This is a genomic window from Paenibacillus sp. NPDC057886 (assembly GCF_042796655.1).
Lineage (GTDB): Bacteria > Bacillota > Bacilli > Paenibacillales > Paenibacillaceae > Paenibacillus.
This window is the reverse complement of the sequence record NZ_JBHVMZ010000006.1, coordinates 379,454-392,600: the sequence shown is the minus strand read 5'-3', so window position 1 is coordinate 392,600 and position 13,147 is coordinate 379,454. Positions and strand designations below refer to the sequence as shown.

General features: G+C 48.6%; 9 protein-coding genes. All 9 read right to left on the bottom strand.

What is annotated here, in order from left to right:
- The 9 genes from murB to ACFVQB_RS21900 all read right to left on the bottom strand — a co-directional run bounded on the left by murB (position 1) and on the right by ACFVQB_RS21900 (position 13,142).
- A complete protein-coding gene (gene murB / locus ACFVQB_RS21940) occupies positions 1 to 906 on the bottom strand; it encodes a UDP-N-acetylmuramate dehydrogenase (RefSeq protein WP_379443894.1) in 906 nt (301 codons plus the stop codon).
- A gap of 148 nt (positions 907 to 1,054) precedes the next feature.
- On the bottom strand, positions 1,055 to 2,164 hold the full coding sequence (gene murG, locus ACFVQB_RS21935) for an undecaprenyldiphospho-muramoylpentapeptide beta-N-acetylglucosaminyltransferase (RefSeq protein ID WP_379443892.1): 1,110 nt from the start codon (positions 2,162 to 2,164) through the stop codon (positions 1,055 to 1,057).
- Between the two features lie 7 nt (positions 2,165 to 2,171).
- Positions 2,172 to 3,269 carry a stage V sporulation protein E gene (gene spoVE, locus ACFVQB_RS21930; protein ID WP_379443890.1) on the bottom strand — a complete coding sequence of 366 codons (1,098 nt, stop codon included), beginning with the start codon at positions 3,267 to 3,269 and terminating at the stop codon, positions 2,172 to 2,174.
- 48 nt (positions 3,270 to 3,317) lie between these two features.
- Positions 3,318 to 4,739: a UDP-N-acetylmuramoyl-L-alanine--D-glutamate ligase gene (gene murD, locus ACFVQB_RS21925; RefSeq protein WP_379443888.1), complete on the bottom strand. Its 1,422-nt coding sequence runs from the start codon at positions 4,737 to 4,739 to the stop codon at positions 3,318 to 3,320.
- A gap of 3 nt (positions 4,740 to 4,742) precedes the next feature.
- Positions 4,743 to 5,711, bottom strand: coding sequence for a phospho-N-acetylmuramoyl-pentapeptide-transferase (mraY, locus tag ACFVQB_RS21920; RefSeq protein WP_109998727.1), 969 nt, complete (start codon positions 5,709 to 5,711; stop codon positions 4,743 to 4,745).
- 12 nt (positions 5,712 to 5,723) lie between these two features.
- Positions 5,724 to 7,136 carry a UDP-N-acetylmuramoyl-tripeptide--D-alanyl-D-alanine ligase gene (locus ACFVQB_RS21915; protein WP_379444461.1) on the bottom strand — a complete coding sequence of 471 codons (1,413 nt, stop codon included), beginning with the start codon at positions 7,134 to 7,136 and terminating at the stop codon, positions 5,724 to 5,726.
- Complete coding sequence (locus ACFVQB_RS21910; protein WP_379443885.1) at positions 7,136 to 8,623, bottom strand: UDP-N-acetylmuramoyl-L-alanyl-D-glutamate--2,6-diaminopimelate ligase; 1,488 nt, start codon at positions 8,621 to 8,623, stop codon at positions 7,136 to 7,138. Before ACFVQB_RS21910 ends, ACFVQB_RS21915 begins: the two co-directional genes overlap by 1 nt.
- Positions 8,624 to 8,753: 130 nt before the next feature.
- A complete protein-coding gene (locus ACFVQB_RS21905) occupies positions 8,754 to 10,718 on the bottom strand; it encodes a stage V sporulation protein D (protein WP_379443883.1) in 1,965 nt (654 codons plus the stop codon).
- Positions 10,719 to 10,811: 93 nt separating this feature from the next.
- Entirely contained in the window at positions 10,812 to 13,142 is a 2,331-nt protein-coding gene (locus ACFVQB_RS21900; RefSeq protein ID WP_379443881.1) for a penicillin-binding transpeptidase domain-containing protein, read from the bottom strand.
- Positions 13,143 to 13,147: the final 5 nt, after the last annotated feature.

The window sequence follows — 13,147 nt, the reverse complement described above, 5'->3', positions numbered from 1 at the left end:
TTACCGTTCACCCACTACGAAGACTTCCGGTACCAGGTTAATACCGTTTTGAGATGATATAGTGTTCTGAATCTGCTGCATTAGGGTGATAACGTCCTCTGCTGTTGCTTGGCCTGTATTGACAATGAAATTGGCATGTATGGTGGATACCTGTGCGCCTCCCTGAGTCATACCCTTTAACCCCGCTGCTTCAATCAGGCGGGCGGCATGATCACCAGGAGGATTCCGAAACACGCTGCCAGCACACGCCATCTGCAGTGGCTGTGTACGGCGCCTGCGGTCTTTATAAGCCGCCATCGATTCCGAAATGACTTTGCGTTCTCCCTGCTGGAGTGCAAATGTAGCCTCCAGCACGATGCCTCTCCGGTCATGCAGAACAGAGTGGCGATAGGCAAATTCCATGTCCTCCTTGCTGTAACGTACCAATTCCCCTGTCTCCAGTACAATCTCAGCGGATTGAAATATCCGTGACACATCCGATCCATGGGCACCAGCATTCATATATACGGCTCCGCCGACCGTTCCGGGGATGCCGCTGCCAAATTCCAAACCGGTCCACTCTTTCTTTGCAGCAACAACACTGAGTTTAACAAAGGAATGTGCTGCTCCGGCAGTTACCCCGCCCTCGTGAAACTCGGCATAATCAAAGCCTTCTCCCGGTTTCACGACAACTCCGCGTATTCCCTTGTCAGATACCAGCATGTTTGAACCCCGTCCAAGCTGCATCCATGGGATCTGATGCTTGTGAAGCAATTGGATGAGATTGACCATCTGCTCCTTGTTTTCCGGTATGACCAGCGCATCTGCAGGACCGCCGATCTTCCATGTGGTGTATTTGGCTAGCGGCTCGTTTTCAAGAACTTTGCCGACATTGTTCTGGGATAGTAACGATATCCACTGCTGCATATTAACATCCTCCTTTACTTCAAAACCGATGAGCACGGCAGTTTTCGTTGCTGCAAGCCTTTTTGTAGCGCCATGGAACGATTGTCACGATTTATAGGGTATCTTATGTCAGTCCCGCCGTGTGTGTGACAATCGCCCAAAACGCACTTTAACGCCCTGCAGCAAGACGCCGAATCTCGCTCACAAGTACCTCGGCTGCATCGGGTTTCCCCAGTTTCCGGGAGGCTTCTGCCATCCTTTTGCGAGCCGCTTCGTCATTCATAATTCCAGCAATCGCTTGATATAGCGCCTGGCCTGTCAGATCCTTTTCCAACATTGTAAGCGATGCACCCCCACCCTCAAGCGTACGAGCATTTGCCTCCTGATGGTTATTCGTCACGTTAGGTGACGGAATCAGGATGGATGGAATACCGAGAGAGGTAATCTCGGCAAGGAATGATGCCCCTGCACGATTTACGATCAGCGATGTGCATGCAAGAACTTCGGGCATGTTGTGTACGTAAGGCAGCACATGCAGATGATTTGGCATCGTTCCAAGGGAACTGCGAATCGCTTCACGCGTTTCATCAAAATAAGAATCACCTGTCACGTAGACCACGTGCACATCTTCAAGCTTGGCCAGCATCGGTGCCATATCCACCATGGCTTTATTGATTGCTTTCGCTCCACGGCTACCACCGACCACAAGAACAACGCGGCTGTCCATGGGTACACCCAATGTCGCAAATCCACGATCGCGGCTAGCTTGAGCTACCGTTGTAGCCCTTGGATTGCCGGTATACACAACCCTTTTGGCTCCAGAGAATGCTTTCTCCGAACCCTCAAAACTAACAGCTACCGTGTCCACATACCGGGTAAGGAACTTGTTAGTTAACCCGGGAATGGCATTCTGCTCATGAATCACACTCGGAATACCAAGTTTGGCTGCTGCATATACAACAGGCCCACACACATAGCCCCCCGTACCGATGACAACATCGGGTTTGAATTCCTTGAGCATTTTCTTGGCTTTGCGTACACCTTGCAGAAATCTCATCACAGTCTTCACGTTGTCAAAGGACAATTTCCGGCGAAAACCTGTAATATCAATCGATTGAAACGGAATATTCTCTTGTGGCACCAGTTTGCTTTCTAGTCCACGGGTACCACCGATATATAAAAATGTCGAGTCGGGATTCTCCGCCTCACATTGCCTTGCTATAGCAACGGCCGGATAAATATGCCCACCGGTACCGCCGCCACTTAGAACGACTCGCATCGTACATTCACCTCGCATAACGGGATAAGTTCAATAATATGCCTAACGCTGTTAACATCAAGGTCAGAGATGAACCCCCATAACTGATGAGTGGGAGCGTAATCCCCGTAACCGGCATAAGCCCGATCACGACGCCAATGTTGATAATGACCTGCACAGCCACCATACCCAGAATACCTACGCCCAGAAGGCTGCCAAAAGCATCCGGTACCGTCATCGCTACGCGCATCCCTCTCCACACCAGGACCAGGAACAGCAATAATACAATCATTCCACCAATGAAGCCAAGCTCTTCTGCCAAAATGGAAAAAATAAAATCCGTTTGCGGCTCGGGTACGTAGCTGTATTTTTGTCGACTCATACCGAGCCCCAAGCCCGCAAGTCCTCCGGGGCCGATCGCATATAAAGATTGAATAATCTGATATCCTGCACCAAGTGGATCAGACCACGGGTCCAAAAAAGCCGTTATTCGCTGCAATCTGTAAGGAGCTGCCGCAATCAACGCGGCAAATCCCGCTACTCCGCCTAGGGCGAGCAGCAAGAGATGCTTCATCCGTGCTCCTCCTGTGAAAATAATAAGCATTGATGCACCCAGCATTACTGTGCCTGTCCCCAAATCGGGCTGAAGCATAATAATACCAAAGGCCAAACCAATCAAGCCGAGCGGTGGCAGAAGCCCCGTCGTGAACGTTTTGATTTTGCCGGGTTCCTTGCTTAACCAGTGAGCCAGGAACAGGATCATACCCAGTTTCATGAATTCTGAAGGTTGTATGCCGAATGAGCCAATGCCCAACCAGCTTCGTGCCCCTCCGCGAACCACTCCGATGCCAGGAATCAGCACCGCAATCAGCATTATAAAACAGGCAATCAGTATAGGCTTTGCATACTTTCTCCAGACCCGGTAGTCCACATTTGCCGTAACAAACATGGCAGCAAGTCCAAGTCCGGCGAACAGCAGCTGTCTTTTGACAAAGTAAAATGAATCTCCGTAGTCATGAAAAGCAAGCACCGAGCCCGCACTGTATACCATAATAATGCCGATGGCAAGCAATGCCAGAATACAAATTAGGAGCCAGAAATCCGGCGCCGGTCGCGTCTGTTTCATCAGGAGGCCACCCCTTGCATGGAAGTAGGGGCTTTTCCACCCCCCTACTTACAAGTTATGCGCCGCCTCTTTAAAAATGCGTCCCCGCTCTTCATAGGAAGCAAACATGTCCCAGCTTGCACACGCCGGTGATAACAAAACAACATCACCCGGAGCTGCAAACTGTGAAGCTTCCTGCACGGCAGCGGTTAACGTCCGGGCAGCGTCCTCCTCATTATCGACGACCTTAATTTGCTTTAATCCCGCCAGTTCCGCGACCTTGGCAATTTTCTCTCTTGTCTCTCCAAGAGCAACCACAGCTTTCACCCGCTCCTGGAACAATGGCAGCAATTCCATCATGTCTGAACCACGATCCAGTCCTCCGGCAATGAGCACGACCGGTTCCTTGAAGGAGTTCAGCGCCATTACAGTTGCCTTGGAATTTGTCGCTTTGGAATTGTTATAATAGTTAGCTCCATTATGTTCAAGTACATACTCAAGACGGTGTTCAACCCCCTTGAAGTCAGCCAGAGGCGCAGCAAGCACAGATGGGTCGGCTCCAGCGGAGACAGCAATAGCTACTGCTGCCAATGCATTTCCCACATTGAATCGTCCTGGGAGTCCGATGTCTTCCACATCAATAATGACGTGATGGTTGCCCTGACCGTCTGCATAGATCACCTGGCGCTTCACATCATCCTCTTCCCCATCCACGTATGGAGGATCAGCATATACCCCTGCTTCAAGCTTCTCTGTCAGCGAGAATGGGAGCAGTCTTGCTTTGATATAAGGAACCAGTTCGCGGCATACCGGATCATCCCAGTTCAGGATAGCTACATCCTCCGGTCGCTGGTTGGAGAATAACTTGGCTTTGGAAGCCACATAATCATCCATGTCCCCATGGTAATCCAGATGAGTCTCCGCCACGTTTAGCAAACTGGCAATGCGCGGACGGAAATCGGCTGTGCCTTTCAGTTGGAAACTGCTAAGCTCCACCACCATCCAGTTATCCGCAGAAGCCTGCTCTGCCGCCTCACACAATGGCGTTCCAATATTACCGGCAACGATAGGTTTCAAGCCGGCATGCTCCAACATGTTGCCTACCCACGTTGTTGTAGTCGTTTTCCCATTAGAGCCAGTGATCCCGATCATAGGCGCAGCGCATAGATGATATGCCACTTCCACCTCAGTCACCACTTCAATGCCTAAGGCGAGTGCCTGTTGCACAGGAGGCGCCTGATAAGGAATACCCGGATTTTTGACCACAAGCTTCACATCACTATGAATCAGATCGTCCGGATGTCCTCCGCATACAACAGAAATTCCCAAAGCCTCCAGTTCGGATGCTTCGGGACACTGTTCTCTCTCTTTTTTATCATTAACTGTAACTATTGCGCCGGCACGATCCAGCACTTTGGCGACCTGCACGCCGCTCTTGGCCAGTCCAAGCACGACCACTTGTTGCCCACGATATGATTCAGGATGGTTCATTGTTTACAACCCCTTGTTGAGATAAAGTCCAAGAGCGGCCAAAATGGCACCCACCGCCCAAAAAGTAATGACAACTCGCCATTCCGACCAGCCACTCAGTTCAAAGTGATGATGAATCGGGCTCATTTTGAATACGCGTTTGCCACGAGTTTTGAATGATACCACTTGAATAATGACGGACAGGATTTCGATGACGAAAATACCGCCAATGATGACAAAAAGAAGTTCTGTCTTCGTCACAATCGCAACGGCACCAATTGCACCACCAATTCCGAGTGAGCCTGTATCTCCCATAAACACTTTGGCCGGGTGTGCGTTATATACCAGGAAGCCCAGTACCGCACCAATCATCGCCGCCGCACATACCGCTGCTGGCATGGATGTTGCCTGCATGGCCACAATGGCAAATGCTCCAAATGCAATGGCGCTCACGCCGGACAGCAAGCCGTCCAGACCGTCGGTAAAGTTAACTGCATTCGTGATGGCAAGCATCATGAATACCACAAACGGATAGTAGAACCATCCCGTCCAGTCAAAGGAGACTGATGTACCTGGAATCGATATAGCTGTGCTGTGTCCATTCTGGATCAGCAAGTAGCACATCACGGCACTGAAGAACAACTGACCAATCATCTTTTGTTTAGCCGTTAGCCCCAGTGAACGTTTGAATACAATCTTGATGTAATCATCCAGAAAGCCAATCAGACCGAAACCGAGTGTAGCCACAAGCAGGACGTAAAAATCCGTATTTTTGACCGCTGAAAATTTCAAAAAGGCCAATGTGAACGCGAGTAAAATGACAACTCCGCCCATTGTAGGTGTTCCACTTTTTTTCAGATGGCTCTGTGGCCCATCTTCCCGAACCTGCTGTCCGAACTTCATTCGACGCAGCAATGGAATCAAGAGCGGTGCGGCAATCACCGCCAAAATAAATGAAACACCGATTGTTAACAGTAATACCTGAAAATCCATGGGTTCACCCCTCTAGTCTACTCTATTCTGTAATGGAGCTATTTTTAGCGCTTCGACCACATCTTCCAGCTTCATGCCTCGGGAGGCCTTAAACAAGACAACGTCTCTGGAATGGAGATTCTCCAGTAGAAATCGGGTCAATTCTTCCTTGCTCTCAAAAGCGTGTACAGCTTCCGCTGGCATGTTTTGTCTTGCCCCTTCTGCGATACTTGCAGATAATGGGCCATAAGCCAGCACCATATTCATTTTGTCCGGTGTGATGTATTCACCGATTCCCCGATGGAGTTCATGCTCCTGAGGCCCCAGTTCAAGCATATCACCAAGCACGCCTACTTTAATCCGATACCCCTTGAGGCCCTCCAGCACATCCACAGCAGCTTTCATGGAGGTTGGACTAGCGTTGTAGGCATCATTGAGCATGGTCAAACCACTGACGCCGTTAATAACCTCGATTCGCATGCCGGTTAATTTCAGACGGGACAGTCCTGCTACAATCTGTTCAGCAGCCACTCCGAAATGACGGGCAACTGCTAATGCAGCAAGACAGTTGACCACATTATGTGTCCCCAATAATGGCAGTGTGAGAGCACCTTCTCCAGACTGCTTGGTGGTAAACGCGACCCCGCTCTGTACATTCATAATTCCGGTAGGATAATCATCATTATCAGTCTGCAAGCCAAATGTATACTGCTGAAGTCCTTCAGGCAGCTTAGTAGCTGGCTCTGCCAGAACCTGCTCAATCAACGGTTCGTCGCCGTTGTATATCAGCAACCCACCTGGTTTCATGCCAGCAGCAATTTCAACTTTTGCCCGAGCAATCTCCAATCGAGATCCTAGTTGAAGTAGATGGGATTCACCAATATTTGTGATGATCGCGACATCTGGCTGCGCGATTAAAGACAATTCTTCGATCTCCCCTCGGCCGCTCATGCCCATCTCCAGAATTACGATCTCAGTGTCCGGTTCCATGCTAAGTACGGTAAGCGGCAAACCAATATGATTATTGAAGTTACCTTGGGTCTTATGCACTTTGAACGTGGTTGACAGAATGGCATCCACAATATCCTTTGTTGTTGTTTTTCCATTGCTGCCTGTAATACCTACAACGGAGGCCTTGTTTTCTCTTAAATAGGAGGACGCGAGCTCCTGCAATGCTACAAGAGTATCCTCCACAATAATCACAGCACCTTGAGGTGCAGTTCCATGATCTTTTTGCCATAATGCCCCGGTAGCGCCCTTCTCTACACAGGTTTGCACAAATTCATGTCCGTCAAACCTTTCGCCAACAAGCGGGATAAAGAGACTGCCTTGAACGGGCTTACGCGAATCTGTAAATACACCTTCAACATCAACATCACCATAAGCAGCAACGTCAGTTAGTGTTCCTCCACACATCTCGGCCAATTGTGCCAATGTTCTTTTTATCAATTGGATTTGCCCCTTATCGCTTCTTTCGCTATGATCCGATCGTCAAAGTCCGTCTTGGTTGTGCCGATAATTTGATAGGTCTCATGCCCCTTGCCCGCAATCAATACTACATCGGCAGGGCTTGCCATTTCAATAGCTTCGTGAATCGCCTGGCGCCGATCCACAATCATCGTATAATGGTCAGGTTGAATGGCATCTTCAATCAGACCTTGTTCAATATCCTTAAGAATCAGATCGGGATCTTCTGTCCGCGGATTATCGGAAGTGACAAATACGATATCACTATACTTCGCTGCAATTTTGCCCATTAGAGGCCGCTTCGTACGATCTCGGTCCCCACCACATCCAAATACGCAGATCACACGGCCCTCAGCAAATTCCTTCACCGTCCGCAATACGTTCTCCAGGCCATCTGGGGTATGAGCATAATCAACAATGACAGCAAATGACTGACCTTCGTCAACAGCCTCAACACGTCCATCTACGCCGGGTACCGTCTCCAAGCTACGTTTGATCTCCTCCAGCGGAATGTCTTCAACCAGAGCAGCAGCGATGGCAGCCATTGCGTTGTACACATTGAATTTGCCTACCATGCGTAAACGAATATCAGTGCTGCCTCTGAATGTATCTACATGGAAAGAAGTACCCTGGGAGGTGATTGAAATTTGGGATGCGCGTACATCCGCATTTTCCTCCATGCCGTATGTAATTACTTCAGCTGCCGTTACAGATATAAAATAAGCTGCAGCGGGATCATCTGCGTTAATCACTGCAAATTTGCGCTTGGAAGCATCCGCTGTATATCCGTTACCCAACCGTGCAAAGAACAGACCTTTGGCTCCGCGATATTCTTCCATAGAATGATGGTAATCCAGATGATCCTGCGTCAGATTGGTAAATACAGCCGTACGGAATTCCGTCCCCTTCACTCGCCCTTGCTCCAAAGCGTGGGAGGAAACTTCCATAACACAACAGTCCGTGCCCGCTTGGACCATATCATTCAGACTGCGCTGTAGATCAAGTGCTTCCGGTGTAGTGCCTGACATCGGGTACGTGCGCCCGTCATAGCGCATTTGAATGGTCCCGATTAATCCTGTTTTTTGACCAAAGTCACTCATGATTTTTTCAATTAAATAGGTAGTCGTTGTTTTCCCGTTGGTTCCCGTTACACCAATCATATTCATCTTGCGGCTTGGTGAGTCAAAAAAGGAATCCGCCAGTACAGCCATAGCGAAACGACTGTCTTTTACGAGCAGCTGCGGAACAGGCAGATCCAGCTCTCGTTCCACAACCAGAGCGACAGCTCCAGCATTTACGGCCTTCTCGGCATAGTCATGTCCGTCAACCGTATGTCCTGGAAGACAGATAAACAGATCTCCCGGTTGTACCTGGCGAGAATCTGTCTGTAGGTTTTGACATTCTGTATTTGGTTCGCCAATGATACGGGCGGTTGTCAGCATTGATGAAAGTTGTTTTAAAAGCACATGAATAACCTCACTTTTTCCAAGTTTACTTCAATTTCAACAGTTCTCTGTAATCATTAATATCGTCAACACAGCCAATTAATGAAACGCAACTCAGTGCATTTTGTTGCGGTGGAGATCAAGAGCCCCATCAGGGCTCTTGTCCTTCCTCCTTGCTATGATCATGAATATCATTCAGAACATCACCCATATAGATGCGTATAGTAGAACCCTGATCAACCCGTGCTCCTGGCTTTGGAGCCTGGTTAATGACATATTTCCCACTGCCGGATTTGGCCAGCATAAAGTTCATATTCAGATCCTCATACAGGTCTTCGACCGTAGCTCCAGTCAGATCGGGAACCGTCACGATTTTGGTTTCTCCATACTTGTATTCTTTGGCTACCTGATCCTTCCGAACCGGAACATTCATATAATGCAACGCATCCTCCAGAATGTTCTGTACGATCGGTGCGGCAACCACGCCGCCGAACTGAATCCCTTTCGGGTTATCCACCGCCGTATACACAACAATCTGCGGATCATCCGCCGGAGCAAAACCAATAAAGGATACAATATGCTCGGTAGAGGAATAACGTCCATTGATTACCTTCTGGGCTGTACCCGTTTTGCCGCCAACCCGGTATCCATCAATAAACGCCGGACGTCCCGTACCCTTGGCAACGACACTTTCAAGTGCTTCACGTACTTGCTTGGACGTATCTTCCGAGATGACTTGACGAACCAGTTCCGGCTTGGCCTCTTCCATCACTTCACCCGTTTCCGGATGAACCCATGCCTTCGTAACATAAGGCTTGTATAGTTTACCACCATTAATCGCTGCTGACACAGCCGCTACTTGCTGAATCGGTGTAACGGATACCCCTTGGCCAAAAGCAGTGGTCGCAAGCTCCACAGGTCCGACCCGTGACAGTTTGAACAGAATCCCGCTGGCCTCACCACTCAGATCGATGCCTGTTTTGGTGCCGAATCCGAAGTCTTTAATATAGGAGAATAATAATTCTTTGCCCAGTCTCTGACCCAGTGCAACAAATCCAGGGTTGCAGGAGTTCTCCACGACTTGGAGGAAGGTCTGACTTCCATGGCCGCCCTTTTTCCAGCAACGAAGCCGAGCGCCTCCAACTTCAACAAATCCGGGATCATAGAACTGATCCTGCGTCAGATTTACTTTTTTCTCTTCAAGTGCTGCTGCGAGCGTAATAATTTTAAACGTTGAACCTGGTTCGTACGTCATCCAGATCGGTAAATTCCGGTTGTATACATCGGCCGGATATTGCTGATAATCGGCTGGTTCGTATCCGGGTCTACTGGCCATGCCAAGGATTTCACCCGTTTTAGGGTTCATTGCAATGGCAAGCGCCGAGTTGGCCTGGAACTTGACCATAGCCTGATCCAGCTCGCGTTCCATGATGGACTGAATCGATTTATCAATAGTCAGCTTCAGGTTCAGACCATCCTTTGGTTCCACATACTTCTCAGATGAGCCCGGCATAAGCCTTCCGGCCGCATCGGACAAGTAGGACACACTGCCATTCAAACCGTTCAGCTTATCATCATACTTTTTCTCTACACCCGTTAAGCCCTGATTATCAATGCCCGTAAAACCAAGAATATGTGCTGCCAGATCATCATAAGGATAAAAGCGTTTATTATCCTCAGCAACAACGATACCCGGAAGCTTCAAATCACGGATGTGCTGAGCCTTCTCCATCGTAATTTTGCGGCCACCGGGTTGTAGTCGTACAATTAGTTCTCTTTTCTTGATGGTTGCCAGCACTTTCTCTTCGGTCATACCCAGTAAAGGAGCCAGTGCTCTTGCTGTTGTCTCCGCTTCCTTCACCTGGGCAGGAATCGCCATAATGGTTGGTGTGGTTATATTGTAGGCGAGAGAGGTTCCATTTCGATCCAGGATCTCTCCCCGTTTGGCTGAATACGGAATATTCCGCCGCCAAGACTCTTCCGCTTTCGCAGATAGTTCCGGCCCTTTCCCTAACTGTACATAAGCAAGCCTGATCACCAAGGCTGAGAATAACAGAACTAAAATCACTAAACTCCATAACAACCTGCGCCGCAGATTTACGCTTGACCCCTTCACGAAAAGATCCCCCCACTCGTCCCAAAATCATGATTGTGTTCAATTCATGAATATTCAGGACAACCGGGGGTTAGAACAAGCTGTCTGTGATCTCTATGGAAGCGAAGCCTCGTCCGATGTGTTATCAGACGATTTTGTCTCATTTGAAGGTGGATTTGTAGTATCCGTTTTGCCCGTTTCTTCGGTGTTCCCCGTTCCATCAGCTGCTCCCTGATTGTTAGCCTCGTCTCCTAATGCTGGATCAGAAGACTCGGGAGCTTCATCTGCTATACCGGTAACTGCCGCTTTGGCCGTCTGCAGCACAAGCTCAACCGTTCTCTGTTCGCCTGCCACCTGCTCCGTTTGCTTCACCACATATCCTTCACCTTTAACGGTCACGCCCACTTTCATGAGGGAGAGCACTTCAAGTGCATCTCGTAGAGATTCGCCAGTCAGATCAGGGATCTTCATTTTGCTGCTCTCTTCGGTCAACAGGTAGACTCGTTGGCCAGGATTCATGGCTGCACCCGCCACAGGATACTGGCGAATGACATTTTCACCTTGACCAAGCGTCTCATAGGCAATTCCTGCGTTCAATAGTTGGCTTCTAGCCTGTTTGGCAGTCTTACCTGAGAGATCAGGAGCTTTAGCTTGAACGACCGGCGTTGTTTTTGACTTTTTGTCAGTGGTCTTTACTGTATCTTTGGGAACTCCCATATACTGAAGAGTCTGGCTCACAATCTTCTTGAATACCGGAGCAGCTGCAGTACCGCCACCAATATTGGAACCGTCAGGCTGGTCAATCACAATCAACATCGCAATTTTGGGATTATTTACAGGTGCAAATCCGATAAACGAAACGACGTCTTTGGATTTACTGTATTCCCCGTTTACGACTTTTCTAGCAGTACCCGTTTTACCTGCCACGCGGTATCCTTCGATATAAGCATTGCGCCCTGTACCAATCGTTTGGTCGGCTACAACCTGTTCCAGATACCCGCTCACCAGTTTGGAAGACTCCTTGGAAATGACCTGACGAACAACCTTCGGCTTGATCACTTCTGATGTACCGTCATTCGGGTTAATAATTTCCTTTACCAGATGCGGTTCCATAAGTTTGCCTCCGTTGGCAATGGCCGAAATGGCTGCTACCTGCTGGATCGGCGTTACCTGTACAAGACCGTGACCGTATGCTGCTGTGGCAATTTCCGATTTATAAACCAGAGGCTTGATTGGTGAAGCCGATTCACTCGGCAGATCGATGCCCGTCTTTTTACCAAAGCCGAATTGGTCTATGTAATGACGCAAACGTTCACCGCCAAGCATGTTATAGCCCAGATTAACAAACGCAATGTTACTTGAACGTTTGACACCTTCCAAATAGGAAATTCGGCCATAGGCGTGACCATTATCACTGATGGGATATCCACCGATATAGACCCGCTTGGATTCAAACGTGGCATTCGGATCAAACAGCTTCTCTTCAACCGCACCCGCCAGAGTAACAATTTTAAAAGTAGACCCTGGTTCATAGATGGATTGTATGGCATGGTTGATAAAATTTTTCTGATCCGGCGTTTCCCCATACGTATTAGGATTAAAGGTTGGCCAATTAGCCATTCCTAAGATTTCCATTGTGTTAGGATCTGCTGCAATGACAGTCATGCTCAGTGGATTGTACTGAGCTACCGCTTCTTTCATTGCATCTTCGATGTAGTACTGAATTGTATCATCGATCGTCAGCTTCAGATTGTTCCCGTTTTGCGGAGGAAGATAGCTATCCTGGGAATCAGGAAGCTTAATACCTTTGGCATCCTTCTGATAGTTCAGATAACCATCTGTACCTGTAAGCTGTTCATCATACGAGACCTCAAGTCCGTTAACAGCCTTGCCATCACGGCTCATGTATCCCAGCAGATGAGAGGCGAGCGTTTCTTCCGGATAATATCGCTTCGACTCCTGTGTCATAACAATCGCGTTTTTAGCCTTGTAATCATCCTGCAGTTTTTCGCGAAATTCTTCTACTTTAGCAGCGAGTTCAGGGTTAATTTTATACCCTTCACTACGCACTTCACGTTGTTGGAAGAATGTCCCATCTTCCTTTTTGGCTGTTACAAGGGCGCGCATTTCACTCTCGTTCTTCCCCAATAAACCAGATAATTTGTCAATAACCACATCTTCAATTCCAAGCTTATTAATCATCTCCGGGTTTACAGACACCGTATACGCAGGCGCATCTGCCGCCAGAATGTTACCATTGCGATCTGTGATTGTCCCGCGACTAGCCTTGATGGTTTGTTCGCGTTCGACCAGACCAGCCGCTCGCTCCTGCCAAATACCGCCATTAACAACCTGAATAAAAAAGATGCGGGTTATTAATACAAGAAAAAAGAGGGTAATACATCCCCCTATAAGCAGCGTGCGCATCTTTATTCTTTTTACCATCGGTA